The sequence below is a fragment of the Geobacter metallireducens GS-15 genome (assembly GCF_000012925.1).
GTDB classification, from domain to species: domain Bacteria; phylum Desulfobacterota; class Desulfuromonadia; order Geobacterales; family Geobacteraceae; genus Geobacter; species Geobacter metallireducens.
In genome coordinates this window covers 3,488,656-3,513,559 of record NC_007517.1, presented here as the reverse complement: position 1 = coordinate 3,513,559, position 24,904 = coordinate 3,488,656, and the positions used below count along the sequence as shown (strand labels likewise).

At 60.5% G+C, this 24,904-nt stretch carries 28 protein-coding genes; 24 read left to right on the top strand and 4 right to left on the bottom strand.

Going from position 1 to position 24,904, the window contains the following annotated elements; genetic code table 11:
* The 13 genes from flgB (at position 1) to GMET_RS15555 (ending at position 11,537) form a co-directional block, all read left to right on the top strand.
* A complete protein-coding gene (flgB, locus tag GMET_RS15615) occupies positions 1–423 on the top strand; it encodes a flagellar basal body rod protein FlgB (RefSeq protein WP_004514290.1) in 423 nt (140 codons plus the stop codon).
* On the top strand, positions 423–866 hold the full coding sequence (flgC, locus tag GMET_RS15610) for a flagellar basal body rod protein FlgC (RefSeq protein WP_004514289.1): 444 nt from the start codon (positions 423–425) through the stop codon (positions 864–866). The genes flgB and flgC overlap by 1 nt, the downstream gene beginning before the upstream one ends.
* A 104-nt stretch (positions 867–970) precedes the next feature.
* Complete coding sequence (fliE, locus tag GMET_RS15605) at positions 971–1,276, top strand: flagellar hook-basal body complex protein FliE (protein WP_004514288.1); 306 nt, start codon at positions 971–973, stop codon at positions 1,274–1,276.
* A gap of 169 nt (positions 1,277–1,445) precedes the next feature.
* Positions 1,446–3,029, top strand: coding sequence for a flagellar basal-body MS-ring/collar protein FliF (fliF, locus tag GMET_RS15600; protein ID WP_011366144.1), 1,584 nt, complete (start codon positions 1,446–1,448; stop codon positions 3,027–3,029).
* Positions 3,030–3,079: 50 nt separating this feature from the next.
* Positions 3,080–4,072 carry a flagellar motor switch protein FliG gene (fliG, locus tag GMET_RS15595; RefSeq protein ID WP_004514286.1) on the top strand — a complete coding sequence of 331 codons (993 nt, stop codon included), beginning with the start codon at positions 3,080–3,082 and terminating at the stop codon, positions 4,070–4,072.
* Positions 4,059–4,973: a FliH/SctL family protein gene (locus GMET_RS15590; protein WP_004514285.1), complete on the top strand. Its 915-nt coding sequence runs from the start codon at positions 4,059–4,061 to the stop codon at positions 4,971–4,973. Before fliG ends, GMET_RS15590 begins: the two co-directional genes overlap by 14 nt.
* Positions 4,966–6,291, top strand: a complete 1,326-nt coding sequence (gene fliI, locus GMET_RS15585) for a flagellar protein export ATPase FliI (RefSeq protein WP_035468938.1) — start codon at positions 4,966–4,968, stop codon at positions 6,289–6,291. Before GMET_RS15590 ends, fliI begins: the two co-directional genes overlap by 8 nt.
* Before the next feature lie 59 nt (positions 6,292–6,350).
* Entirely contained in the window at positions 6,351–6,797 is a 447-nt protein-coding gene (fliJ, locus tag GMET_RS15580; RefSeq protein ID WP_004514283.1) for a flagellar export protein FliJ, read from the top strand.
* Positions 6,798–6,800: 3 nt separating this feature from the next.
* On the top strand, positions 6,801–7,349 hold the full coding sequence (locus tag GMET_RS15575) for a MotE family protein (RefSeq protein ID WP_004514282.1): 549 nt from the start codon (positions 6,801–6,803) through the stop codon (positions 7,347–7,349).
* A 214-nt stretch (positions 7,350–7,563) separates the two neighbouring features.
* On the top strand, positions 7,564–9,003 hold the full coding sequence (locus GMET_RS15570; RefSeq protein ID WP_004514281.1) for a flagellar hook-length control protein FliK: 1,440 nt from the start codon (positions 7,564–7,566) through the stop codon (positions 9,001–9,003).
* 62 nt (positions 9,004–9,065) lie between these two features.
* Positions 9,066–9,722 carry a flagellar hook assembly protein FlgD gene (locus GMET_RS15565; RefSeq protein WP_004514280.1) on the top strand — a complete coding sequence of 219 codons (657 nt, stop codon included), beginning with the start codon at positions 9,066–9,068 and terminating at the stop codon, positions 9,720–9,722.
* Positions 9,723–9,729: 7 nt separating this feature from the next.
* Positions 9,730–10,119: a TIGR02530 family flagellar biosynthesis protein gene (locus GMET_RS15560; protein ID WP_004514279.1), complete on the top strand. Its 390-nt coding sequence runs from the start codon at positions 9,730–9,732 to the stop codon at positions 10,117–10,119.
* Positions 10,120–10,277: 158 nt separating this feature from the next.
* The gene (locus GMET_RS15555) at positions 10,278–11,537 is read left to right on the top strand and encodes a flagellar hook protein FlgE (RefSeq protein WP_004514278.1); all 1,260 of its coding nucleotides are present in this window, start codon (positions 10,278–10,280) and stop codon (positions 11,535–11,537) included.
* Positions 11,538–11,584: 47 nt separating this feature from the next.
* Here GMET_RS15555 and GMET_RS15550 read toward each other — a convergent pair whose 3' ends face one another.
* Positions 11,585–12,808 carry an ISL3-like element ISGme5 family transposase gene (locus GMET_RS15550; protein WP_011365668.1) on the bottom strand — a complete coding sequence of 408 codons (1,224 nt, stop codon included), beginning with the start codon at positions 12,806–12,808 and terminating at the stop codon, positions 11,585–11,587.
* A 469-nt stretch (positions 12,809–13,277) separates the two neighbouring features.
* On the opposite strand from GMET_RS15550, the gene GMET_RS15545 reads away from it, so the two are divergent.
* The 8 genes from GMET_RS15545 (at position 13,278) to flhB (ending at position 18,680) form a co-directional block, all read left to right on the top strand.
* A complete protein-coding gene (locus GMET_RS15545; protein ID WP_004514555.1) occupies positions 13,278–13,802 on the top strand; it encodes a flagellar basal body-associated FliL family protein in 525 nt (174 codons plus the stop codon).
* Between the two features lie 45 nt (positions 13,803–13,847).
* Entirely contained in the window at positions 13,848–14,831 is a 984-nt protein-coding gene (gene fliM, locus GMET_RS15540; RefSeq protein WP_004514554.1) for a flagellar motor switch protein FliM, read from the top strand.
* Positions 14,828–15,133 (top strand): flagellar motor switch protein FliN, encoded by a 306-nt coding sequence (gene fliN, locus GMET_RS15535; RefSeq protein WP_004514553.1) that lies wholly within the window; start codon positions 14,828–14,830, stop codon positions 15,131–15,133. The genes fliM and fliN overlap by 4 nt, the downstream gene beginning before the upstream one ends.
* Positions 15,130–15,621: a flagellar biosynthetic protein FliO gene (gene fliO, locus GMET_RS15530; RefSeq protein ID WP_004514552.1), complete on the top strand. Its 492-nt coding sequence runs from the start codon at positions 15,130–15,132 to the stop codon at positions 15,619–15,621. The genes fliN and fliO overlap by 4 nt, the downstream gene beginning before the upstream one ends.
* 19 nt (positions 15,622–15,640) lie before the next feature.
* On the top strand, positions 15,641–16,393 hold the full coding sequence (gene fliP / locus GMET_RS15525) for a flagellar type III secretion system pore protein FliP (RefSeq protein ID WP_004514551.1): 753 nt from the start codon (positions 15,641–15,643) through the stop codon (positions 16,391–16,393).
* A gap of 78 nt (positions 16,394–16,471) precedes the next feature.
* A complete protein-coding gene (gene fliQ, locus GMET_RS15520; protein WP_004514550.1) occupies positions 16,472–16,741 on the top strand; it encodes a flagellar biosynthesis protein FliQ in 270 nt (89 codons plus the stop codon).
* An 83-nt stretch (positions 16,742–16,824) separates the two neighbouring features.
* Entirely contained in the window at positions 16,825–17,619 is a 795-nt protein-coding gene (gene fliR, locus GMET_RS15515) for a flagellar biosynthetic protein FliR (RefSeq protein ID WP_004514549.1), read from the top strand.
* On the top strand, positions 17,619–18,680 hold the full coding sequence (gene flhB / locus GMET_RS15510; RefSeq protein ID WP_004514548.1) for a flagellar biosynthesis protein FlhB: 1,062 nt from the start codon (positions 17,619–17,621) through the stop codon (positions 18,678–18,680). Before fliR ends, flhB begins: the two co-directional genes overlap by 1 nt.
* Before the next feature lie 353 nt (positions 18,681–19,033).
* Here the strand turns inward: flhB and GMET_RS15505 are convergent, their stop codons facing one another.
* The 3 genes from GMET_RS15505 to GMET_RS15495 all read right to left on the bottom strand — a co-directional run bounded on the left by GMET_RS15505 (position 19,034) and on the right by GMET_RS15495 (position 20,714).
* Positions 19,034–19,255, bottom strand: a complete 222-nt coding sequence (locus GMET_RS15505; RefSeq protein WP_004514547.1) for a YgiT-type zinc finger protein — start codon at positions 19,253–19,255, stop codon at positions 19,034–19,036.
* Entirely contained in the window at positions 19,252–19,587 is a 336-nt protein-coding gene (locus GMET_RS15500; protein ID WP_004514546.1) for a DUF4258 domain-containing protein, read from the bottom strand. Before GMET_RS15500 ends, GMET_RS15505 begins: the two co-directional genes overlap by 4 nt.
* A gap of 86 nt (positions 19,588–19,673) precedes the next feature.
* Positions 19,674–20,714, bottom strand: coding sequence for a cytochrome-c peroxidase (locus tag GMET_RS15495; RefSeq protein ID WP_004514545.1), 1,041 nt, complete (start codon positions 20,712–20,714; stop codon positions 19,674–19,676).
* 592 nt (positions 20,715–21,306) lie between these two features.
* On the opposite strand from GMET_RS15495, the gene GMET_RS15485 reads away from it, so the two are divergent.
* From GMET_RS15485 to GMET_RS15475, 3 genes are all read left to right on the top strand, one after another.
* Positions 21,307–22,923 carry a DUF3373 family protein gene (locus tag GMET_RS15485; RefSeq protein WP_004514544.1) on the top strand — a complete coding sequence of 539 codons (1,617 nt, stop codon included), beginning with the start codon at positions 21,307–21,309 and terminating at the stop codon, positions 22,921–22,923.
* Positions 22,924–23,004: 81 nt separating this feature from the next.
* Positions 23,005–23,301 (top strand): TOBE domain-containing protein, encoded by a 297-nt coding sequence (locus GMET_RS15480; protein ID WP_004514543.1) that lies wholly within the window; start codon positions 23,005–23,007, stop codon positions 23,299–23,301.
* A 147-nt stretch (positions 23,302–23,448) separates the two neighbouring features.
* Positions 23,449–24,813, top strand: a complete 1,365-nt coding sequence (locus GMET_RS15475; protein ID WP_004514542.1) for a cytochrome c — start codon at positions 23,449–23,451, stop codon at positions 24,811–24,813.
* The last annotated feature ends 91 nt before the right edge of the window (positions 24,814–24,904 follow it).

Below are 24,904 nucleotides of genomic sequence, written 5' to 3'. Positions count from 1 at the left end.
ATGCCGATTGACAAAATATTTGGAACCACGGTGGATCTTCTGGCCAAGAGCATCGATCTCCGCTCCCGGAGCCACACCATGATTTCCGCCAACCTGGCCAACGTCGAGACCCCCAACTATACCCCCACGGCCCTTTCCTTCGAAAATGAGCTCAAGGGTGCCCTCAAGGGGAAAAAGGTGGGAACCCCGGCCATCACCCATCCGAAGCACATCCCGCTCAAGGGGCAGAGCAACTCCATCCAGCAGGTTCAGGGGACGGTGATTGATACCTCCTCCCTCTCCCCCGGCAAGGACTATAACGGGGTAGACCTGGAAACGGAGATGTCCCGCATGGCGGAAAACCAGATCATGTACAACGCCTCGATCCAGATCCTCTCCAAGCAGTTCAACGAAATCAAATCCGCTATCAGGGAGAATAAATAATGGATTTCTTCAGCGCCATGCAGATCAGCTCTTCCGCTCTCTCTGCCGAGCGGACGCGGATGAACCTCATCTCCTCCAACATCGCCAACGCCAACTCCACCCGCACCGCCGAGGGCGGTCCCTACAAGCGCAAGGACGCCGTCTTTGCCGCGACCCCGGCTGCCGAAAAGTTCCAGGCGGCCATGGAGCGGATGCGGCGCGGCACAAGCCCCGCAGGGGTCCAGGTGACCCAGGTCATCGAAGACCAGAACCCGCCCCGGCTCCAGTACGACCCCACCCATCCGGACGCCAATGCCCAGGGGTACGTGGCGCTCCCCAACGTGAACGTGGTGGAGGAAATGGCCGACATGATCGCCGCCACCCGGGCCTACGAGGCCAATGTCACGGCGGTGCAGGCCGCCAAGGGTATGGCCCTCAAGACCCTGGAACTCGGGTCACGCTAATCGGTTTCATTTTTTTGACGTAAAAAAAAGGGTGCGACGCAGGCACCCTATGGAAGTTTATCGGCCGCACGTAGTGAAACGCTAGAGTTTTTCAGGAGGGAGTCGTGATAGACGGAATCGAAAGCGGTATAGGCCTGGGTCAGGCATTTCCCGAAATCGGCGCGAAAAGTGCCAAACCGGCCAACATGGCCGGCGACGCGGGTAAATTCTTCGGCGAGCTGGTCTCCAAGGTGAACGAGCTCCAGTCCCAGTCGGACTCGGCCGTTCAGGCCCTCGCCACCGGAGAGTCCCAGGGGCTCCACGAAGTGATGATCGCCATGGAGAAGTCGTCCCTTGCCTTCCAGTTCCTGGGCCAGGTCCGGAACAAGGCCATCGACGCGTACAACGAAGTCATGCGGATGCAGGTGTAGGTGAGCGTGAGCGCTGAAAAACGCCCATCTGCGTTGTTCTTCTCACCCTCGTTCGCTGCGGCGTGGCTGTGCTACGCTTCACTCCTCGGGTTCGGGCGCCTAGCATCTGGGCATTTTTGAGCGCTCACGGTAAGAGCGGAATTCTATAAGGTTTAACCCGGAGTCATAAATGCCTGAAGGTCTGAAAAAATTGTTGGAGCCGTTCATGGCCCTTCCCCCCGCGAAGCGGTGGATCGTGGGCGGGGTCGTGGGGGTGTCGATCATCGCCTTCGCCCTCCTGATAATGGTCGCCAACCGGACCGACTACCGGCCCCTCTTCACCAACCTCACCACCGAGGATGCCGGCGAGATCGTCACCAAGCTCAAGGAGCAGAAGGTTCCCTACCGGATCGCCGCCGACGGCAAGGCAATCCTGGTCCCCTCCGACAAGGTCTACGATCTGCGCCTGACCATGGCCTCCGCAGGGCTTCCCCAGGGGGGCGGGGTCGGCTTCGAGATCTTTGACCGAAAAAACTTTGGCATGACCGAGTTCGTCCAGAAGCTCAACTACCAGCGGGCCCTCCAGGGGGAACTCTCCCGGACCATCGGCCAGATCGCCGGGGTGGAGCAGGCTCGGGTCCACCTGGCAATTCCTGAAAAGGCCCTCTTCAAGGAGGACGAGAAGCCCGCCACCGCATCGGTGGTGCTCAAGGTGAAGGGGAATCGCCAACTCAATGACAGTGATGTTCAGGGGGTCGTCCATCTCGTGGCTTCCTCCATCGAGGGGATGAACCCGGAGCACGTGACCGTCCTCGACCAGAAGGGGAAGCTCCTTTCCAAGAATGGACCCACTGACGCCGCCGGCAAGATGACCGCCTCCATGCAGGAGGTGCAGCGGACCTACGAGCGGGGCACCGAGGAGCGGCTCCAGTCGCTCCTGGACAAGGCGGTCGGTTCTGGCAAGTCGGTGGCCCGCGTGTCGGCGGTCTTCGATTTCCGGCAGGTGGAGCGCTACGAGGAGAAGTACGACCCCGAAACCGTGGTCCGCAGCGAGCAGCGCAGCGAGGAGAGCATGGGAGGCGCCAACGCCACGGCGGGAGTCCCGGGGGCACAGACGAACCTGGGCCGCACCCCGGCCGGCGCCGGCGGCGCCACCGGCCCTAACGGAAGCAAGAACGATGAAACCCTCAACTACGAGGTGAGCCGCTCCACGGCCCGGACCATCGAGCCGGTGGGAGCCCTTTCCAAGGTGTCGGTGGCGATCCTCGTGGACGGCAAGTACGACGCCCCGGCCGTCGGCAAGGACGGCAAGAACGCCAAGCCCAAGTACACCCCCCGCTCCCCCGCCGAACTCCAACAGATTGAGGCTCTGGTCAAAGGCGCCGTCGGCTTCAACGCCGTCAGGGGTGATCAGGTGACGGTGGCGAACATCCCGTTCCAGGATACCGCCGAGGCGGGCACCGACGAGGGGAGCCAGTGGTGGAACGCGCCGATCTTCCTCTCGCTCCTCAAGAACGGCCTCATCGGCTTCGGCTTCCTGGCACTCCTCCTCTTTGTGGTACGCCCCCTCATGAAGATGCTGAAGCCCGAGAAGAAGACCTCCTTCGAGCCGATTTCCACTGCCGAGGAAACCATCAACCAGATCGCCGAGGTCCACCGCGCCCAGATCCAGAACCAGACCATCCGGCAGGTGGAACTCATGAACAAAGTGAAGGAAGAGCCCTACCAGGCCGCCCAGATCCTCCAGAACTGGCTCCGCGCCAAGGAACAGTGATCCGTTAGCATGAACCACCATCCCATCCCACGTTTTCCGAGGCTCTGACCATGGACGGTACCGACAAGGCTGCCATTCTGCTCCTCTACCTGGGTCCCGACGCGACTGCCAGCGTATTCGAGCATTTGGACGATTCCGAGATAAAGCAGATATCCAAGAGCATGGCGAAGCTGGGCCATGTCCCCCATTCCGTCATCCAGGACGTGGTCAACGAGTTCACCGAGATGACCAACCCGGAGACCGGCATCTTCTCCCAGGGGGAGGAATTCGTCCGCAAGATCCTGGAGCAGACTCTGGGGCCCCAGAAGGCCGAGATGCTCCTCAAGGAGATCAGTTCTTCCAGCTTCGGCGACATGGTTGACATCCTGGCCAACCTGGATGGCAAGACCATCGCCAACTTCCTCTCCCAGGAGCATCCCCAGACCATCGCCGTCATCCTGGCGAAGCTGCGGGCCAAGCAGACCGGCGAGATCATCGCCATGCTTCCCCAGGAGCTCCAGGCCGAGGTGGTGATGCGGATCGCCGACGTCGACCAGGTGTCACCGGAGATCCTCGAGGACATCGACGAGGTCATCAAGCGGGAGCTGACCGCCATGGGGGGCATCCAGCGCTACAAGGTCGGCGGTGTGGAAAAGGTGGTCGACATGTTCAACTACCTGGACCGGAGCAAGGAGAAGCAGATCCTCGACAAGCTCGACGTTCTCAATCCGCCGTTGGCCGAGGTCATCCGCAAGCATCTCTTCACCTTCGACGATATCTTCAAGCTGGACGACCGCTCCATCCAGGGAATCATGCGCGAGCTCTCCAACGACACCCTGACCCTTGCCATGAAGACCGCCCCCGACCAGATCAAGGAGAAGATCTTCCGCAACATCTCCAGCCGCGCCGCCGAGATGATCAAGGAGGACCTGGAGGTCATGGGCCCCGTCCGCCTCTCCGACGTGGAAAAGGCCCAGGGGGAGATCATCAAGATCGTCCGCCGTCTGGAGGAAGAGGGGAAAGTGGTGCTGGCGGGCCGCGGAGGCGACGATGTTCTCGTCTAAGGGACGGTCGAGGATCATCAAGGCGGGGGAACCCTCTCTCCACACCCCCCAGGGGTTCACGTTCGGCCGCATCCTGGCCGAGGCCCCATCCCAGGAGCCACCCGAGGAACTGCCGCCAGGCGCGTCGGGATTCGTTCCCCTCTCCCTCGGTTTCGTGTCCGGCGGGGAGGAGCTTCCCGATCCTGTCGCGTCCATTGCCGAGGATCCGGATCCGCCCATGCCGAGCCTGGAGGGGATGATCGTACTCTCCGAGGAGGATTTTCAGGCCAAGGTGGACGAAATCTACCGCAACGGCATGGACGAGGGGCGTCGCCAGGCGGAACGGGGACTGGCCAACGTCTTCAAGTCTCTGCGCGACGGCGTGTCGGCCGTGACGGGGTTGCGGAGCCGGCTCCTCAAGGAGAGCGAGGAGGATGTCCTCAAGCTCGCCGTCATGGTGGCCCGCAAGATCGTCCAGCAGGAGATTACCCAGGATCCGGCGATCCTCACCTCCATCATCGCCGCGGCAGTGGGGGGGTGTACCGAGCGGGACCGGGTGGTGGTGCGCCTCAATCCCAACGATTACACGGTGGTGGCGGCAAACCGGCAGGCGTTTCTGGCAGGCCTTGGCGACGACGTTCCCATCACCCTCACCCCCGACGACGGGGTGGGGCCGGGGGGCTGCCTCGTGGAGACCGCCACGGGGACGGTGGATGCCCGCATCGAGTCCCAGCTGGACGAGATCTACCGCACGCTTCTCGAAGAGCGGAGCGCGCCTGTGGAAACGGCATTGCCGGCACCCGCGGAGCCGGAGCCCCGGGGCGAGCTTCCCCTTCCCGGCGCCGACGACGTGATCCCCTCCTTCTCGGGGCAGGGGGCGTGGCTCAAGGCCGATGGGGAGACAACCAGTGTCGATGGATAGGATCGACCTCTCCCGCTATCTCACCGCCGTGGAGACCATGACGCCGATCCGCTTTCACGGCAAGGTGACCCAGGTGGTGGGGCTCGTCATCGAGGGGTATTGCCCCGATGCGGCCGTGGGAACCCTCTGCCACGTCCATCCCCACGACGGCGATCCGATCCCGGCCGAGGTGGTGGGGTTCCGCGACAACAAGACGCTTCTCATGCCCCTTGGTGAGTTGCGGGGTGTCGGGCTCGGGAGCCTCATCTCCGTCAAGCGGAAAAAGTCATCCCTCGGCGTCGGCCCGGGCCTTCTGGGACGGGTCATCGACGGTCTCGGTGAGCCCATTGACGATAAAGGTCCCCTCGCGACCCGCGAAGAGTATCCCATCTACGCCAATCCCGTGAACCCCATGAAGCGCCGCCCCATCAGGGAGCCCCTCGATCTGGGGATCCGGGCCATCAACGGGCTCCTCACCTGCGGCAAGGGGCAGCGTGTCGGAATCATGGCCGGCTCCGGTGTCGGAAAGTCGACACTGCTCGGGATGATAGCCCGCTACACCGAGGCGGACGTGAACGTCATCGCCCTGATCGGCGAGCGGGGGCGTGAGCTACGGGAATTCATCGAGAAGGACCTCCAAGAGGAGGGGCTGAAAAAATCGGTGGTCGTGGTGGCCACCAGCGATCAGCCACCCCTGGTGCGGATGCGGGGGGCCTACATCGCCACCACCATTGCCGAGTATTTTCAGGCCCAGGGGAAAAAGGTCCTCCTCATGATGGACTCGGCCACCCGCTTCGCCATGGCCATGCGCGAGGTGGGGCTGGCCATCGGCGAGCCTCCCACTACCAAGGGGTACACCCCGTCCGTCTTCGCCGCGCTTCCCAAGCTCCTGGAGCGGACCGGCAACTTCATGGACGGGAGCATCACCGGCCTCTACACAGTTCTGGTTGAGGGGGATGACTTCAACGAGCCGGTCTCAGACGCCATGCGGAGCATCCTGGACGGCCACATCGTCCTGAACCGCGAGCTGGCGGCGCGGGCCATCTACCCCCCCATCGACGTCCTGGCCAGCGCCTCGCGGGTCATGATGGACGTGACCGAGCGGGGCCAGCAGCAGTTCGCCTCCCGCTTCAAGGAGCTTCTGGCGGCCCACAAGCAGGCGGAGGATCTCATCAATATCGGCGCCTACAAGCCGGGGTCCAACCCGACCATCGACTATGCCATCTCCAAGATGGAGGGGATGGTCGGGTACATCCGCCAGGGTATCCATGACGGGGTCACCATGGAGCAATCGGTTACGGCACTCGGAGACATTTTTGATGAAGGAATGGCACTCTGATTGCACATTCCCTGGTAAGAGAAAAGTCTTTCTGATTCCGAGCGATTCGGGAGCATGCCATGATGCAAAACCATAACAACGGGTTCCAACTGCAGCAGGTCCTCAATTACCGCAAAGAGATCGAGAAGGTGCGCAAGGTCGAATTCGCCACTGCCAAGCGCGAGTTCGAGAGCGCCACCGAGGTGCTGGAGCGCCACAAGGCCGAGGCGGACCAGGCCCGGGTCGAGTACAACAACAAGCAGGCCTCCGTGGTCAATGCCGCCGAGCTCCAGATGTATGCCGACTTCTTTCGGCGCAAGACCGGCGACATCCAGTCCCAGCGCGTGCAGGTGGACTCCCTTGGCCGGGAGATGACCGAGCGCCGCGAGGAGCTCATGGACGCCGCCAAGGACAAGAAGGCCCTGGAGCTCCTCAAGGAGAGACAGATGGCCGCCCTGCGGCGGGAGCGGGCCGAGAAGGAACGGGCCTTTCTCGAAGAACTGGCCATCCAGAAGGCCCACCGGTAACCCATGCGGAAAAAGGCTTTCATACCGATTGTGGCGGTGGCGGGGTTCTTCCTTCTCCTCGCGCCGCCGATTTGTTCTCCTCCCTCCGTCGAGGCCCAGCCCTCCGGAGGGGGCAGCACGCGTCCCGCCGTGGCCGCGCCCGTCTATCCGACGGCGGGCACCAAAAATGGCGTCAGCGAAGCCGCGTCCCTGGAGCTGAAAAAGCAGCAGCTCGCCGCCAAGGAGGCGGCCCTCGCCGTTAAGGAGCAGGAGCTGAAAGCCCTGGCAGCTACCCTTGAAGCGCGGGTGAAGGAGCTGGAGGCTGCCAAGGCGGGGCTGGACCGTTCCCTGGACGCCCGTAAGAAGGTGCAGAGCGCCAACTACCAGAAGCTCCTCAAGGTCTACAAAGGGTTGAAGCCCCAGGAAGCGGTGAAGCTCCTGGACGGCCTCTCCGAGAACGAGGCCCTGGAGCTCCTGAGCGAGATGGACCAGAAGCGGGCCACCAAGCTCCTCCCCCTCATCAAGAAGGAGCGGGCGCTCAAGTGGACCCGGCAGAACCTGGCGGCGAGATGATGGAACGCCACTTTTCCGCAATATCTGCGTAAGTCTTCGGTATCGCTTGTGCGGCGTACCAACAGGTACGCCTCCGCGCAATTCCTCGACAGCCTTGATCTTGCGAAAAATTGACGTTCCTGGAAGATGTCTTTTCTGTTCTCTGACAACTGAATAGCAGTGCAAAACGCGGAAAAGCCGCGTTTCATACCACAAAGAAAGGAGGTGAAAAAGTATGAGCATGGAGATCATGCAGATGCTCCAGGTGATTCCTCAAGCCGTCCCCACCGCCGGAACCGCACCTGAAGTCCCTGCCGGGTCTGCCGCCACCCCCGACCTCTTCGCCTCGCTCATGGCCGGGCTTCTCGTTGAGCCCCCCGCCACGACGGCGACCGCGGAACTGCCATCCCTTCCCGCGGAAACCGCAGAGCCGGACGATCAAAACGCCACCGCCGCAAAACCGGACGATATCACCACCGCCGAAGCAGCCATGATGTCGCTCGCATCCCTTGTGGCACCCCGGACGATCGTTCCGCAGGCCGCTCCGGTCACCGAAACCCCTGTCCCGACCGGCACGACCATCGAGGCGAGCGCCGCCGTTGCGGCGACGCAGGTCATGGCCGCTGCAACCGCCACGGCACCTGCCGCGCTTCCGTCCCAACCCCCCCTTGCCGACGCCGTCATCCATCAACCCGAACTTCCCCGGGAGACGACGCAGGCGAAAACTCCGATAACGGAAGCAGCCCCCGCCGCACCGGCGCCCCAGGCCACCCCGGCACCCAAGGCCGAGGAAAAGAATGCGGTGGAGGTCCTTAAGGTCAACCTCGAACCCACCAAAACCACCGAGGTAGAACTCCGGACACAGGCGTCCGAGCCCTTGCCCGAAACGGCACCGGCACCGGAGGCGGCAGCCAGCAAACCGGCACCCCGCACCATGGGACCGGCGGCAGCCTATCCCGACCGGATACCGGTCATCCCGAAGGAGGGGAATCCCTCGGCCGAGACCAAACAGGCTTCGGGGACGGAAACCGCACCACTCACTGATGCAAAGCTCCAGAAGGTGGAGGTGACCATCGGGGATGAAGGCGGCAAGGAGCAGTCCACCGGCGAGCAGGGAAAAGGCGGGAGCAACTCCGCTGACCTGAAGGCCCACGTCGCACCCGTCCAGACCGACGCGGCGAAACCCTTCGAGCCGACCCTCACTGGCACCACGAAGTCAGAGCACCAGCCGAACCACGGCTTGCGCGACAGCATCATGGCCCAGGTGAAGGAGGGGATCGCAACCCGGCAGCCGGCCGGCAACGGCGAGATCGCGATCCGGCTTGCCCCGGCGGAACTGGGGGAACTCCGGATCAACGTCCAGGTGGTGGATCAGCACGTGAAGGTGGAAGTGCTGGCGGCCAACAGCCAGGTGCGGGAGATTCTTCTCAGCAACCTGGATTCCCTCAAGGAGAACTTCTCGCGGCAGAACCTGACCATGACCGGTTTCGACGTATCCACCGGCACGGGCCAGGGGTACGAGCAGCTCTTCCACCAGGGGAAGGAGGCCGGCCAACAAGGGGGCTTCCGGACCGCGTACCAGCGGGGAACGGCAGAGACCGAGGCACCGGCGACCCAGGCAGCCGACTACTACTACACCGACCGGCGCGACTCGATCCTCGACGTAAGACTATAGGGACTCGGAACAAACAAATTATCAGTTCATTCCAAGCCCCTTAGAAAAGGAGGTGCACAATTGTGGTAAACGGAATCACCACTGACACGACAGCGGCGGCAGCGGCCATGAAGAAGTCCACCGGCATGAACAAGGACGACTTCCTCAAGCTGTTCGTCACCCAGCTCCAGCATCAGGACCCCCTGAACCCCGCGGACAGTTCGGAGTTCATCGGCCAGCTGGCGCAGCTGACCCAGGTGGAGCAAGCCTACAACACCAACTCCAACCTGACCAAAATCATCGACCTGTTCAACGGCGCCACGAGCCTCTCGTCGGTCTCGTACATCGGCAAGTCGGTAACGGCCAACGGCGATCAGATCAACCTCACCGCCGGCTCCAAACCGGCCCTCGGCTACCGGCTCCCGGCCGATGCGCAACAGGTGGCCATCAACATCTCTGATATCAGCGGCACCGTGGTCCGGACCCTGAACCTGGGAAATACCCGGGCCGGCGACGGCACGATCCTCTGGGACGGGAGAAACGGCAACGGAAGTACGCTGCCGGCAGGGCAGTACAGCTTCAGCGTGACCGGCTACAATGCCAAGGGGGAGAAGTTCCAGGGGAACCCGCTTCTCGTCGGCACGGTGGAAGGGATAACGCTGGAAGGAAAGGAACCCAACGTAACCATCGGCGGCATCAGCGTGCCGCTCAGCAACGTACTCTCGGTGAAAGGAGCGTGAGGAAGGGATGATCGACAAGATCTATTTTCCCGAACCACTCCCCATCAACCCGGGACAGAAACCGGCGCAACCGCAACCGGCGAAGCAGGGGGGCGCACAGCCACCCGCCTTCGCGAAGATCCTCGACGGCAAGATGCCGGCCCAGGGGGTCAAATTCTCCCAGCATGCCCAGGAACGGCTGAGGGCACGGGGGATCAGCCTCAACGAAGCTGATATGAAGAGGCTGGAGGGAGCGGTGGACAGCGTGGCCCAGAAGGGTGGGCGCGAATCGCTCATCATGCTCGGCGACGCGGCACTTGTGGTGAGTGTCAAAAACCGGACAGTCATCACCGCCATGGACCGGGGGAGCATGCAAGGGAATGTGTTCACGAACATCGATTCGGCAGTAGTTTTCTAGGATACGGGGACCAGGGATCGGGGACCTGAAGCAGCAGGGAAGAAAATGATCCACAACGGGCCGGACCTTCACGGGGGCCCGGGGACGCCGACCGACAGAGGCGTCCCGTTTGAACCAGGCGGCAGTCGACTACTGCCGACCCCTCGGAGGCAACACACATGAGCGTTACATCTGCACTGTATACCGGCATCAGCGGCCTCAACGCCAACGGCGAAGCCATGTCCGTCATCGGCAACAACATCTCCAACGTTAACACCATCGGTTTCAAGCAGGGACGGATGCTCTTCTCCGACGTCCTCTCCAGCACCATCAGCGGCGGCTCCCAGATCGGCCGCGGCGTCCAGATCCAGACCGTTGAGAACCAGTTCACCCAGGGCTCCTTCGAGAGCACCGAGAGCGGCACCGACCTGGCCGTCCAGGGCGATTCCTTCTTCGTGGTCCAGAACGACAACGGCCGCTATTACACCCGTGCCGGCGCCTTCACCTTCGACAAGGACAAGACTCTCGTGAACCCGGAAGGGTACCAGGTGCAGGGGTATGGGATCATCCCCTCGTCGGGCCTTGCCGATGGCGTCATGAAGCCCATCGATCTGACCACGTTCGCCACTACCCCGCCGAAGCAGACCTCTGCCGTCGACATGGTGCTGAACCTGGATTCCACCCAGAGCACGCCGGCCCTTCCCTGGAATCCGGCCAACCCGGTGGCCACCTCCAACTTCTCCACGAGCCTGTCGGTTTACGACTCCCAGGGGAACGCCCACACGGCAACGGTCTACTTCCGCAAGACCGCCGCCAACGCGTGGGACTGGCACGCCATTCTCCCCGACGCCCAGGCCGGTACCCCCGGCAGCAGCACCACCCCCTTGGACGGGACCCTTACCTTTGACGCCACCGGTGCCCTCACCGGCCAGACCCCCTTGGCCAGCGCGGCCCAGAACATCACCTTCACGGGCGGGGTAACCGCTCCGCAGCCGATCCTCTTCGGCATGGGCGTCGGCGCCACCACCCAGTACGCCAGCCCCTCCATTGTCTCTTCCCAGACCCAGGACGGCTACTACCAGGGTACCCTGACCAAGGTCACCATCGACGACAAGGGGTACGTGAACGGGGTTTACTCCAACGGCGAGCTCAAGAAGCTCTACCAGGTGGCCCTGGCCAAGTTCGCCTCCACCACCGGCCTCTCCAAGGCGGGGGGCACCCTCTTCGAGGAGACCCTGGACTCGGGTCAGCCTCTCTTCTCCAACGCCAGCACTCCGGGCGTCGGGAAGGTCCTTGCCAACTCCCTGGAGCAGTCCAACGTGGACATGGCGGCCCAGTTCGTCAAGATGATCACCACCCAGCGGGGCTACTCCGCCAACTCCAAGACCATCACCACCGCCGACGAGATGCTCCAGGAAGTCCTCAATCTCAAGCGGTAACCTGACATTCCCCGGGGGGAGCCACGCGGCTCCCCCTTTTTTTTGGTTCATCCGGGAATTCCGGGGAAAGCGGCTCTGATCTTGAGAAAGAAGTATTCGTGATCCCGGAAGCCGTAGGCCATTCTTTTGATCACCTTGATCTTGTTATTGATGCCTTCGAGGATTCCGGTGTGAAGGGGCCAGAGGCAGTGGTTGAGGATTCCTTGGAGATAGCCCTTTAGCCGGCGGGCAAACAGGATGAGTGGCGGTATTCCACTCTCCATCGCCCTTTGGTGCCACTGCTCCCAGAATAGTCCCGCCTCTTCAATGCAGGTAAACTTCCACAGTTGCTTCAGATCGTCTTTGAGCAGGTAGACCGTAAGGAGGCTGCGGTTTGCCTCCAACAGTTCCTGGAGGCGAAGCATGTCGTCGCCCTTGACGTTCTCGCTGTTTCGTAGCAGCAACCACCGCGATGTTTTGACTACCTTCCGTGCCTTCTTGTCTTCCTTCAGGCGGTTTGCCTCATCGACTCGCACCCTGTCGATCACTTCCCTGCCATACTTCGCCACCACATGGAACAGGTCGTAGACTATGTCTGCCTGGGGCGAGTGCTGCTTGATTTCCTCCTCATATGATGCGTTCATATCCATCACGACCGCTTTGAGCCGTTTACAGCCATGTGGGCCAAGCTGCGTGAAGAAAGGACGGATACTCTCGCGACTCCTGCCTTTGCCGATCCATAAGACTTCCTTACGGTATGGCTCGATGATAACCGTCGCATAGCGGTGCCCCTTGTGAAGGGCGAACTCATCCATCCCGAGAACTTCGATGTTTGAGAGGTCGACGGTGCCGACCCGCTCTGTGAGTGAGCGCTTGTCGATTTCCTTCACCTGGTCCCAAGAAAGCCCCAGATACTGCGCCACGTGCTTCACAGACACGACACCACACAGTCGCGCTACGCTCTCTGCAAGCCTGCGCGTCACGCGGGCGTATTTCGCCAGCCATGACAGACGCTCCAGCGTTGGCCCACACTGAGGGCACAGCAGCCTGCGGCGGTGAACGATCAGATAAGTCTGAGCATCGAGAATCGGCAAATCTCGAATTACGCGCTTGGTCGTTTCATGGACGCTTGTGCAACGCCCGCCGCACGAGCCACACACCATCTCATCCTGGGACAGGGCAATCAGTTCTACCTCGATCCGTTTGGCATCACCTGTGACGATAGTGCGTGTCCCAGCAACACGATATCCTTCCCACCCTCCCGCAATTGCGATAACATCGGAATACGACAACGGCAGCCTCCTGCGATCTTTTTTGGTTGGGGAACCATCAAGATACCGCAGTGCTGCCGTTGTTGTTTATTAATCTTCCCCGGAATTCCCTGAAGAACCTTTTTTTTTTGACCCTCCTCGGCATTGATCCGCCACAAAGTCGTGCCGGAAAATTGACCCCGCTGCGCCGTTCCACCGGCTGACAGCGTTTCATGGCCCCTTCATGCCGCCCATGTATCGTCTCCTACCGTTGTTCTGTGTCAAAACATCGACCATCAAAGCCATTCCCGTAGTGCCCCGTCCCCATCCGTTCGTCAGTCCCATTCGCTGAGAATCCGAGTTCGTCGGTTTTTCGGGATTTTTCCCGGTTCTTTTGCTCTTCCCCTTCTTTTGGATTGTTTTTAGCATTCTGGCACTTCGGTTGCAGTATCTGCATCGGTGCGTCAAACCCACTGATATCAACCGCAAAGTAACGAGGAGGAGGACCCCAATGGCTGCAGAAGAAAACGCCTCGGCAGAAGGTGCGCCGAAAAACAAGAAAATGCTCTTCATCATCATCGGCGCGGCCGCCGTGGTGATTATCGCCCTTGCCGTCGTATTCATGGGGGGCAAAAAGGAGAAAAAGGGAGAAGGTGCCGAGGCGAAGGTTGAGCAGAAGGCTGAAGGGGGAGGCGCCGCTTCCAGTGGCGGCAAGGAGGGAGCGGCTGGCGCCGCTGCCAACATCTTCCCCATGGAGCCGTTCATCGTCAATATCTACGACGGACAGGAACTGCGGTACCTACGGGTCAAGGTGGAGTTCGAAACCGCCAGCGCCGACGCCAAGAAAGAGATCGAGCTTCGCCAGGCGCCCCTGCGGGATGCCATCCTCGTGCTCCTGACCACGAAGACCCTTCAGGATGTCCAGGACCTCCAGGGGAAGAACCAGCTTCGGGACGAGATCATGGTGGCAGTCAACAAGATCCTCCCTCCGGGCAAGGTGAGCAAGGTCTATTTCACCGACTTCGTGGTGCAGTAGGGGCGCCGCTTGCCGTGTGATTCGCCGTAACACCAGGAACCGTCCATGGAAAAGATCCTCACAAAACAAGAAATAGAGGCGCTGCTGGCCGCCGTCTTCGAGGGGAAGATCGAGCCCGACAAGGAGCTGGCCAAGGCAGAGGCGACGGTTCAGTCCTACGACCTCTTCAGTAGTGAGTCGAAGGGGAACATTCCCAACCTCGACATCATTTACGACAGCTTCATCCGCTACCAGCGGGGCACCCTGTCGAACCGCCTGGGGCGCATCGTCGAGATCAAGAAGGTGGGGGCAGCTTCCTTCAAGTTCGACGACTTCCTCCATACCATGCCGTCGCCGGTGGCCATGGCCGTCTACAAGGCCGATCCCCTCAAGGGGGCGGCGCTGATCGCCTTTGACAGCACCCTGGTCTTCACCATCGTCGACTGCATTCTGGGGGGGACCGGTTCCTCGGTCGTGCCGACCGTCGGCAACCGGATGTTCACCTCCATCGAGTTGCGGCTGGTGCAGAAGATCGTCATGGATGTGCTTGCCGATCTCGAAAAGGCCTGGGCCCCCATTTACGCCACCAAAATGGGCTTTTTGCGGATGGAGATGAACCCCCGGCTCGTCAATATCGTTCCCCCCGAGTATCAGGTGGTGACGATGGAGATGGAGATTCAGATCGAGGAGATCATCGGCAAGATGATCTTCGCCGTACCCCTCACGACCATCGATCCGGTCAGGGAAAAGCTCAAGAACGGCGCCCAGGTCGACATGATGGCCATCGATCCCCAGTGGTCGTTCCGCCTGTCGAAGGAACTTCTGGAGGCCCCCCTCGACCTTTCCGTGGAGGTGGGAGGAGCCATCATCAGCATGGACGAGCTTCTGAATCTCACCCCTGGCGACACCATCATGCTTGACACACCCTGCAACAGCGACCTGGTGGTGAAGGTTGGGGGGGTATCGAAATTCATGTCCGCACCGGGGCTGAGGCACGGCAACAAGGCGGCGCAGATAACCACCATTATCGGTAAAGGGAGAGAGCAGTGAGCGACCTCGACAATGAAAACCTGAAGGATGGCGAACTGGATACCAAGAACCTGAACTTCATCCTCGACATACCGCTGCAGCTCACGGTGGAGCTGGGGCGCACCAAGATCCTCGTGAAGGACGTTCTCCAGCTTAACCAGGGGGCGGTCGTGGAGCTGACGAAGCTGGCGGGGGAGCCCCTCGACGTGTTTGTCAACTCCAAGCTCGTGGCCCGGGGCGAGGCGGTGGTGGTGAACGAGAAGTTCGGTATCCGGCTTGTGGATATCGTCAGCCCCAACGAGCGGGTGGAGAAGGTGCTGTGAAACGCCTCGCCATGTCAGGGGCTGCAACGGCGGCAACACTCGTGCCGGCCGCTGCCCTGGCCGCGGACGGGCAGGGCAGCCCGAGCCTGTTCATGCTTACCCTCCAGATGGTGGCTGCGCTGGGGGTGGTGCTGGGGCTCATCTACCTCTTCTACCACCTCTCCAACCGCTGGCTGAAACTGGGAGCCCCAATGGGGGGCGGCGAGCGCCACATCCGCCTGGTGGAGACGCGCCACCTGGCGCCGAAGAAGTCGCTGGTCCTCGTGGAGGTGGGGGGAGAGTTCCTGCTGCTGGGCTCCAGCAACGACAACCTCACCTTCATCAAGCAGATCGACATCCTTGAGGAGATTGAAGTGATCGATGATCCGGAAAAGCAGTCGACCATGGCCGCCCTCTTTCAGGGAAAGCTCGATGCCATGGCCGCGAAGATTGCCGCCATCAAGCAGGGGCGGGCCGACTCCCCCAGTCGGCGCGCCGAAAAATTCTGACACCAGGGACGGTGTTGTCATGACCAAACGTATTCTCATCATCCTCACAACCATCGCCGTGGTTGCCGGATTCGCCGCCGCGGCCCTGGCCGAGCCGGTGATCCCGACCCTCTCCATTGGCGTCGGCAAGGCCTCCAAGCCGGGCGACGTCTCCACGGTCCTTCAGATCTTCTTCCTCATGACGGTGCTGTCGCTGGCGCCGGGGCTCATGATGATGACCACCTCCTTCACCCGGATCGTCATCGTCCTCTCGTTCCTGCGCAATGCCATCGGCACCCAGCAATCTCCCCCGAACCAGATCATCGTGGCCCTGTCGCTCTTCCTCACCTTCTTTGTCATGAGCCCCGTCTGGCAGCAGGTGAACACCCAGGCGATCCAGCCCTACCGGGCCGCTCAAATCACCCAGGAGGAGGCTTTCAGGCGGGCCCAGGTCCCCGTGCGCAAGTTCATGTTCTCCCAGACCCGGGAGAAGGACCTGGCGCTCTTCATCAACCTTTCCAAGCTGCAGCGCCCCCGCAACGCCGACGATATCCCGACCCTCACCCTCATCCCGGCCTTCATGATCTCGGAGCTGCGGACGGCGTTCCAGATCGGCTTCCTCATCTTCATCCCGTTCCTGGTTATCGACATGGTGGTGGCCTCGGTCCTCATGTCCATGGGCATGATGATGCTGCCGCCGGTCATGATCTCGCTCCCCTTCAAGATCCTCCTCTTCGTCCTGGTGGACGGGTGGGGGCTGGTTATCGGCTCGCTTGTCAAGAGTTTTGGGTAAGGCCGGGACCAGGGACCGGAAAAAGCATTAAAGCCTTTCCCGGTCCCCGATCCCCGGTCCCCGATCCCGGAGGTTTCCATGAGTCCCGATCTCGTCGTTCAGCTGGCACGCCGTAGCTTCGAGGTGACGCTGCTCCTTTCCGCGCCGCTCCTCATCTCGGGGCTCGTAGTGGGTCTGCTCATCAGCATTTTCCAGGCGGTCACCTCCATCCAGGAGGCGACCCTCGCCTTTGCGCCGAAGATCATCATCGTCATGGTGGCGATGGTTATCTTCTTCCCGTGGATGATGAGCTACATGAGCGACTTCACCCGGGAGCTCTACGCGCTGATTCCCAATATGAGGCATTGAAAGGCCGTAATGAGGGAGCAGGACCCCGTGCTCAGGTAACAGTTGTTACTGGTCCCCGGTCCCCGGTCCCCGGTCCCTGACTTATGTTCCCCCTAACCACCCCATTCCCGTCGGTCAATGACGTCGCCTTCTTCGCCCTGGTGCTCGGGCGGATGGCCGGCATCTTCGCGGCCATCCCCCTGTTCGGCGGCCGGCGGGTGCCCATGAACATTAAGGTCCTGGCGATCTTCGCCCTGACGGTGGTCTGCTTCCCTCTCATCAAGGCAAAAATCCCCCAGCTTCCCGCAGACATGCTCTCCCTCGGCATGCTCATGATCCGCGAGGCCCTCGTGGGGACCTGTCTCGGCCTCCTCTCCCTCATCATCTTTGCCGCCGTCGAATTCTGCGGCCAGATCTGCGGCATCCAGATGGGGCTCTCCATCGTCAGTGAAATCGACCCTTCCCGGGGGAGCCAGTTGTCGATTATCTCCATCTTCCAGGAGATGTTCGCCACCCTCCTGTTTCTCTCCCTCAACGTCCACCATGTTTTCATCAACGCCCTGGTGGAGAGCTATGCCGTTCTCCCCGTGGGGGCCTGGACCATGAGCGAAGGGCTTCTGAATTTCCTGGTCGTCACCATCGGCCAGGTATTCATCCTGGCCATCAAGCTGTCCGCGCCGATCATGGTGACCCTGCTCCTGACGAGCGTCATGCTCGGCATCATGGCCCGGGCGTTCCCCCAGATGAACGTCTTTTTCGTGAGTATGCCTCTCAATATCGGCATAGGCTTCATCATCCTCGGACTCTCACTGACGGTGTTTCTCCATACCCTCCGGGGATCGTTCGGGGCGTTGGACGAGCAGATCATTGCTCTCATGAAACTTATGGGTAAGGGATAGTGTCGGAAGAAGACAAGCATTCAAAAACAGAACAACCCACCCCGAAGAGACTGGATGAGGCGAAAAAGAAGGGGGTCCCCCACAGCCGCGACCTCACCTCCACCGTCACGCTCATCGCCTCCATGGTCGCCCTCTACACCACCGGCGGCTTCATGTTTACCACCCTCAAGTCCACCACCAGCGAGATTTTCGGCTCCATGGGTACCTTCCAGCTCACCGAGTCGAGCGTCGAGATGCTGCTGGTGAAGCTTTTTCTTGTCATGTTGCAGGTCGTGGGGCCCTTCATGCTCGTGGTGGTCATTGTCGGCCTCTTTACCACCGTGGCCCAGGTGGGCTTTTCCATGAACGCCGAACGGATCGCCTTCAAGCCCGAAAAGCTGAACCCGGCGGAAAATTTCGGCAAGCTCTTCAACAAAGACTCCTTCATGGAGATGGCCAAGGCGACCCTCAAGATTCTGATCGTCGGCTACATGTCCTACAAGATCATGCGTGACGAGCTGGACGGGATCATCTACCTGACCGACACCGACCTGTCCGGCATTCTGGAACTGTTCAAGCATCTCTGCTTCAAGCTCGTGATCCACACCTGCGGGGTGCTCCTGATCCTGGGGATCGTTGACCTCGTCTTCGTGAAGTGGCGCTTCATCGAGCGGCAGAAGATGACCAAGCAGGAGGTGAAGGACGAGCACAAGGAGTCGGAGGGGGACCCGAAGGTCAAGGGGAAGATCCGCCAGATGCAGTTCCAGCAGGCCCAGCGGAGGCTGCGGGCCGTCATCCCCACCGCCGACGTGGTCATCACCAACCCGACTCACTTCGCCGTGGCCCTCAAGTACGACCGCCTTACCATGGCCGCCCCCACGGTCCTCGCCAAGGGTGCCGATCACATGGCCCAGACCATCAAGGCCATGGCCCGGGAGAACAACGTCATGCTCGTGGAAAACCGCTTCCTGGCCCGGGAACTCTACGCCCAGGTGAAGGAGGGGGAGGAGATCCCCGAGGCGCTCTATGCGGCGGTGGCGGAGGTGCTAGCCTACGTCTACAGCCTCAAAGGAAAGGTCTAGGGTGGCTCGCGTCCGTCTGCACGCCATCTTCGCCGCGGCTTCAATCACGTCATCCTCGACGTAGCTGGGCTACGCCTGCGGTGCCGTTCAATCAGCCACGACGAATCTGACGCACATGCGAACGCGATGGTGGCAGTGGTGGCTCGCGTCCGTCTGCACGCCATCTTCGACCGCTCCTCAATCGCGCAATCCTCGACGTAGCTCTGGCTACGCCTGCGGTTGCGCTCAATCGTCGCGGCCAAATCTGGCGCACATACGAACGCGATGACACTTCAGTGGTATGCGAGAAAGGAAAAGGCCGGAGCATGTTTGCTCCGGCCTTTCGTCGTCTCGGTTAGGGGGGCTTTGTGCCGTTATGCCGCGTAACGGAGAATTTCCACTTCAACGGTCTTCCCGGTGCCGGCGATAATCGCGTCCACCTTCTCCATGACTGCATCTTCCAGTAAAAATTCGCTGCAATTTCCGCACTGCAGGACCGGCAGCTCCTTGATGATGATGATGGAATGGGGGCCGGTCTTGAAGGGAAGGTCCGTAGTGATCTGCTCGAAAGAACCGCCACAATTGTGACACTTCATGACTTCCTCCGGGTCCTGCCGTCAGCTTCCCATTTCTCGGACGACGGCGTGTACGTGGTAATGATCCTGACCGCATCGTTGTCCCGGTCCAGAGCGAAGAGGATATGAAAGACCACCTCCTCGTGTTCAGCCCGGATCAGGTAACTGGGCAGGTATTTGTCGTCGGGGTACGATTCGATTATTTCATACGTATCTAGGGATGCAAAGATAATTTGCCGGGGAACAAAACGCTCGGCCATGCGCATGCTGACGTGATAGGTCCAGAAAATGCTCTTGCGACTGACGCACGAGCGGATTATATCGATAACATTTTGTTCTTTCTGGGGAGACATGGGACCCATATTGCATGACTTCGGCGGAAAGTCAATGGGCGGAGGGAAAGGCCGGAGGAAGTTCTCCGGCCTTTCCTTTTTGGGGCTCAGTTCGTCATGGGGCGTGGCGTGGTGTCGGAGTTGGGGGGCAGGATCGGGTGCATGACCTTCGGTTGCTTGCCGGTGAGGCTCCCCAGGAACGCGGTGATCTTGCCGGCGTCGTCGTCGGTGAGGGAGATGCCGAGCTGGGCGCCTCCCATGATCTTGACGGCATCCTTCAGCGCCCAGACCTTGCCCGAGTGGAAGTAGGGCATGGTGATGGCCGCGTTGCGCAGGCTCGGCGACCGGAAGACGTACTTGTCAGCCGCCGTGTTGGTCACCTTGAACCGGCCGGTGTCCCCCTCGGGGCGGATTTCGGGGCCCGGGCTTTCCTTGACGCCGAAGGGGAAGTAGCCGGTCCCCCCCACGTTGATGCCGCTGTGGCAGGCGACGCATCCCTTGTCGAGAAAGAGGGCGAGCCCCTGCTCTTCGGCGGCAGTCAGGGCTTTCTTGTTCCCGTTCAGGTACCTGTCGAAGGGGGCGTCCGGGGTGACGAGGGTCGCCTCGAAAACCTCGATGGCCTTGGCCACGTTGTCGAAGGTGACAGGGTCTTTTTCGCCGGGGAAGGCCTTCCTGAACAGGGGTTGGTAGCCGGGGATGCTCTTGAGGGTCGCCACCAGGTTCTCGGGTTTGTTGTTCATCTCAACGGACGCCTGGACCGGCCCCTTGGCCTGGGCCGCCAGGTCCTCGGCCCGGCCGTCCCAGAACTGGGCGATGTTGTAAACGGCGTTCAGGACCGTGGGTGAGTTTCGGGGACCCTTCTGCCAGCCGTGGCCGATGGCGGTCTCCTGGAGGTCGGCGCCGGCCAGCCCCACATTGTGACAGGTATTGCAGCTGATGAGCTGCGACGACGAGAGCCGCGGGTCGAAGTAGAGCATCTTCCCCAGCTCTACCTTTGCCGGCGTGGCCGGGTTCCCCTTCAATGCCTTGGCCTTGGCGGGAATCGGCTTGAAAATTCCCTTGGCCCGTCCCATGACATCATCCTTGCCCCAGGCCGTTCCGACAACCAGGGCGAGTACGGCCGCACATGCAATAGCCTTTCTCTCCATGCGTTTCCTCCTCCCGAGTGATTGATGAGAATGTTTTCAGTATAGTTCATGACGGCTTAATCGCAAGACAGGCATAGTGAGTCAAGTTTCCATTGCCGTTCATTCCAGCTTGCGTTCCTTCCCGAGAGAGATCCTCTTTTCATCCTGCCGTTATGTACCGTTTACCAATCCTGCACGATTGCAGTTTACCGCCCCACGGAGCTGCGTGCCGATTTATGCGTTGATGTTCGGGGATTATAGCTTGCCCATGCTCGTCGATAACCCTGACGGTCAGTGGTTTTACGCTAAATTTACGTGCTTCATTGCCCAGGGTAACCGAACAATTAATTCGGTATTAATATTTGCATATCTGCATTTATTGGCATTGGTACTGCAAGAGATAATGAGTGAAAACCGTAAGATGGCGACAATGGGCGGAAGGCCGCGGGTAAATTTTGGGGATTTCGCGATGTGGTGACAATTTTTGACGCCTCCGTGACGGACAAACGACACCCCGTCCCCTAAGGCGTGACGCAACGATGGAGTGAGAGGCCGGAGCAATTTAAGTATTAAACCTTCTGTCAGCAGCAATGACCACGAGAAAGGAGAACACATGAAACGGGTAGCGAACAGAGTTCTGGCGGGCGCGGTGCTATTGGGGTTGTCCCAGCCGCTCGCGGCAGGCGCGGCGGAACAGGACGTCCTTAAGAAGATCGAGGCGCTGGAAAAGCAGTTGCAGGAAATGAAGGATCAGATGAAGAGCACCGAGCAGAAGGCGCAGACCAGTGAGAAGAAGGCCGATGATGCCGCAAGGAAGGTCGAGAAGGTGGAAGAGAAATCCCTGGGGCGCTGGCTGAGCATCGGCGGCGACTACCGGTTTCGGTATGATTACCTGAGGGGGAAAATCGCACCGTACTATCAGCTCAATCCTCGAAACAGTGGCCTCGGTGACCTCTTCCTTCCCGTGCAGGGGGGGACGGTCAAGAACAACTCCCTCTATACCAACCGTTTCGGTCTCAATGTTGATGCCAAGGCGACCCAGGATGTCACCGTTCACGCCCGTCTCCTGATGTACAAGGTAACGGGCGCCCGCGACGACGCGGCCCTGCGCGGGGAAAACGGCCAAGCATATTTTTCGGACCGGGCCGGCCTCTTTGACGGCACCGTCGGTCACGTTCCCGGAGACGGTACCCTTGCCGTGGACCAGGTCTATGCCACCTGGAAAAATATCGCCGACCAGCCCATCTGGTTCTCCATCGGCCGGCGCCCTTCCACTGGCGGCATCCCTTCCCACCTGAAGCAGAACAAGGAAAAGCCGGGGAACTCCGGTGTGCCCCAACTGCTGGTGGACTACGCCTTTGATGGCATGACCCTCGGCTATGCGCCGGACATCGAGTCCCTTCCTGGCGCCTATGTGAAGTTCTGTTACGGCCGCGGCTTCGAGAACGGCATTACCGACAAGCAGGGTAACGGTCTCCATGACACCGACATGCTCGGCTTCAACATTGTCCCCTACGATACCGACAACCTCAAGGCCGAGTTCCAGTACAACCGTGGCATGAACATCTTCAACACCCCGGTCATGCTGTCCGGTCCCTTTGAGGGGAGCTCGCCAGCGACGGATCTGGGCGACATCGACTGGTACGGCCTCAACTTCCTCGGTCGCGTGAAGAAAGCTGGCCCCGGCACTTTCCACTGGTTCGCATCGGGTGCCGTCAGCCACACCAATCCGAACAACAATACGGTGAAGGTGCCGCTTAAAACGCCGGTCGACTTCGGCGCCGGTTCCACCTCAACCCTTGATACCCAATCGGGCCTCATGTGGACCGGCAAGCAGGAGAGTAAGACCGGCTGGGCCGTGTACCTCGGTGGCCGCTATGACATCGAGGCGACCGGAACCAAGCTCGGCTTCGAATACAACCACGGTTCCAAGGATTGGATCACCTTTGCCCCGGCCGCCGACGACATGTGGACCAGCAAGGTCGGAGCTCGCGGCAACGTCTACGAAGGGTATATCATCCAGGAGTTGAAGCTGAAACCCATCTCCAGCTACCTGAGCAAGACATTCTTCAAGATTGGCTACCAGTACTACGACTTCGACTACACCGGCAGCAACAACTGGGTGGGTGCCCCGGTCAAGATCAGCGGATTGGGGCAGACTACTCCCCAGATGCTTACCCCTCTCAAGAGCGCCCAAGACCTCTACGCGACATTCGAGGTCCATTTCTGATCGGTATCCGGGCGGGGGACTCCGGTTCCCCGCCGTTACTCAGCCCTGAGAAGGGCTTGGAACGAACAAAGGAGCAGAGTCATGAGAAAAGCAATCGCAGCAGCAGCGGCAGTCATCATGTTGTCCATCGGCACAATTGCCGGCGCGGCCGAGGTGAAGATGGTCGGCACCGTCCAAAAGATTGAGATGCAGGGGGGAACGGCCACCGTCATTCTCAAGGACACCAAGAGCGACAAAGAGGTCAAGGTGACGGTGAAAGACGACCTTACCCTCGATAAGTTCAAGGACAAGCGAATCGTCGAAGGTGACGAGGTGCGGGTCAAGTTTGACGACGGCGACGGTGTCGTCACCATTTTCCGCAAGACGGCGGGTTGCTGAGTGAGCAGGGTGCCGGCTGACCGTTTTCACACGCAGCGGGCACTCTTTCTCCTGTAGTTTCCCGACGTATATTTCATTCATTTATCTATATAGACAAAAATTACAGGTTCCTCAGCTCGTGGGGGACCGGAGTGAGAGGATAGAGATATGATCAAGATACTTTTCACCGGGCTCGTTGCCGGGGCGGTGATGGCATCCGCCGCCTTTGCCAAGGATCATCCCGGCAGGGAGTATATGGAGAAGAACGGCTACAAGGGGCCGGAAACCTGCGAGGTCTGCCACCCCGGCAAGGCAAAGGAGTTCCTCTCCACCGTCCACTGGACCCACGCCTCGAAGGTGGACAATGTGGAGAATACCGATCCGACCCGGGAATACGGCATGAAAAACCGCATCTACACCATGTGCAACGGCAACGATATTGTCAATAACCTCAAGGAGATCCCCAAGATCCCCGACGCCAAGGGGCCGAAGTTCTCCGGCTGCAACACCTGCCACCCCGGCAACCACGTGAGCGACGTGGGGAGCACCGGCCCCGAGGCCGAGGCGGCCATCGACTGCCTGCTCTGCCATTCCCGCGAGTACGACTACAGCAAGCGCAAACCCTTCAAGGATGACCAGGGGCGGGTCGTGCTCGGGCAGGACCGCAGTGTCAAGGCGGCGCTCGCCATCGCGAAGCCGACGGTCAAGAACTGCATGACATGTCACGAGGCGGCCGGTGGCGGCGTGCTGGTGAAGCGCGGGTTCGCCTTCACGAAAGAGAACGATGTCCACGCCGCCAAGGGGATGGTCTGCGTCGACTGCCACAAGGCAAAGAACCACAAGATCCCCACTGGCTTTGATCCCAACAACTGGGCCCACGATGGGGTACGGGTTGCCTGCACCGACTGCCACACGGAAACCCCCCACAAGGATGCGGAGTACAACCGGCATACTGCCCGCATCGCCTGCCAGACCTGCCACGTGACCAGAACCGGCGGCGCCTTCGCCAAGGATTTCACCAAGTGGGAGAAGCTCTCCAGCGGCTACTACGAGCCGACCACCCTCCGCAAGGATGCCAACGAAACGGTGCCGGTCTATGCGTGGTACGACAAGACCGTTGCCAACCGGCCAGACTTCATCGGCCCGAAGGGAAGCCGGAGTGACAAGGCCAGCAGGATTTACCCCTTCAAAGTCTTCCAGGGGAAAGGGTTCTTCGACCGCAAGACCGGCAAACTGCTTTCCATGGACTTCGCCCCGCCCATGGCAAACGGCGACACCCTGGCCGGCGTGGCCTCGGCGGCAAAGATCCTCGGCATCAAGCAGTACGACCCGGTTCCCGGCTGGCAGACCATCATGTTCGGCAGCAATCACCTGGTGACGAAAAAGAATGCCCTGACCTGCAACAACTGCCATGCCCCCAACGGGGTGCTCCGGTTCAAGGAGCTGGGCTATTCGGACGATGAGGTGAAGCGGCTGACCAGTCCGGAGTTGTATCTCCAGAAGATGGCGGAGAAACAGCGGGAAGAGTGGTAGATGCAACGGAGTCACTTGCTTGATCTGGCTGATTGCGCATGATTAATGTGCCAAAATTATTTTTAAACACGCTCAAGTTGTGCAGATTTTG

What these genes read in the sequence shown, in the direction of transcription:
- GMET_RS15495 (WP_004514545.1), bottom strand. Translation starts at nt 20,714, where the DNA reads ATGGAGAGAAAGGCTATTGCATGTGCGGCCGTACTCGCCCTGGTTGTC.
- GMET_RS15480 (WP_004514543.1), top strand. Translation starts at nt 23,005, where the DNA reads ATGAGAAAAGCAATCGCAGCAGCAGCGGCAGTCATCATGTTGTCCATC.
- fliR (WP_004514549.1), top strand. Translation starts at nt 16,825, where the DNA reads ATGTTCCCCCTAACCACCCCATTCCCGTCGGTCAATGACGTCGCCTTC.
- flgC (WP_004514289.1), top strand. Translation starts at nt 423, where the DNA reads ATGGATTTCTTCAGCGCCATGCAGATCAGCTCTTCCGCTCTCTCTGCC.
- GMET_RS15500 (WP_004514546.1), bottom strand. Translation starts at nt 19,587, where the DNA reads ATGTCTCCCCAGAAAGAACAAAATGTTATCGATATAATCCGCTCGTGC.
- GMET_RS15560 (WP_004514279.1), top strand. Translation starts at nt 9,730, where the DNA reads ATGATCGACAAGATCTATTTTCCCGAACCACTCCCCATCAACCCGGGA.
- fliQ (WP_004514550.1), top strand. Translation starts at nt 16,472, where the DNA reads ATGAGTCCCGATCTCGTCGTTCAGCTGGCACGCCGTAGCTTCGAGGTG.
- GMET_RS15505 (WP_004514547.1), bottom strand. Translation starts at nt 19,255, where the DNA reads ATGAAGTGTCACAATTGTGGCGGTTCTTTCGAGCAGATCACTACGGAC.
- fliP (WP_004514551.1), top strand. Translation starts at nt 15,641, where the DNA reads ATGACCAAACGTATTCTCATCATCCTCACAACCATCGCCGTGGTTGCC.
- GMET_RS15475 (WP_004514542.1), top strand. Translation starts at nt 23,449, where the DNA reads ATGATCAAGATACTTTTCACCGGGCTCGTTGCCGGGGCGGTGATGGCA.
- fliJ (WP_004514283.1), top strand. Translation starts at nt 6,351, where the DNA reads ATGATGCAAAACCATAACAACGGGTTCCAACTGCAGCAGGTCCTCAAT.
- fliF (WP_011366144.1), top strand. Translation starts at nt 1,446, where the DNA reads ATGCCTGAAGGTCTGAAAAAATTGTTGGAGCCGTTCATGGCCCTTCCC.
- GMET_RS15555 (WP_004514278.1), top strand. Translation starts at nt 10,278, where the DNA reads ATGAGCGTTACATCTGCACTGTATACCGGCATCAGCGGCCTCAACGCC.
- GMET_RS15590 (WP_004514285.1), top strand. Translation starts at nt 4,059, where the DNA reads ATGTTCTCGTCTAAGGGACGGTCGAGGATCATCAAGGCGGGGGAACCC.
- fliM (WP_004514554.1), top strand. Translation starts at nt 13,848, where the DNA reads ATGGAAAAGATCCTCACAAAACAAGAAATAGAGGCGCTGCTGGCCGCC.
- GMET_RS15575 (WP_004514282.1), top strand. Translation starts at nt 6,801, where the DNA reads ATGCGGAAAAAGGCTTTCATACCGATTGTGGCGGTGGCGGGGTTCTTC.
- GMET_RS15570 (WP_004514281.1), top strand. Translation starts at nt 7,564, where the DNA reads ATGAGCATGGAGATCATGCAGATGCTCCAGGTGATTCCTCAAGCCGTC.
- GMET_RS15485 (WP_004514544.1), top strand. Translation starts at nt 21,307, where the DNA reads ATGAAACGGGTAGCGAACAGAGTTCTGGCGGGCGCGGTGCTATTGGGG.
- fliI (WP_035468938.1), top strand. Translation starts at nt 4,966, where the DNA reads ATGGATAGGATCGACCTCTCCCGCTATCTCACCGCCGTGGAGACCATG.
- fliG (WP_004514286.1), top strand. Translation starts at nt 3,080, where the DNA reads ATGGACGGTACCGACAAGGCTGCCATTCTGCTCCTCTACCTGGGTCCC.
- GMET_RS15545 (WP_004514555.1), top strand. Translation starts at nt 13,278, where the DNA reads ATGGCTGCAGAAGAAAACGCCTCGGCAGAAGGTGCGCCGAAAAACAAG.
- flgB (WP_004514290.1), top strand. Translation starts at nt 1, where the DNA reads ATGCCGATTGACAAAATATTTGGAACCACGGTGGATCTTCTGGCCAAG.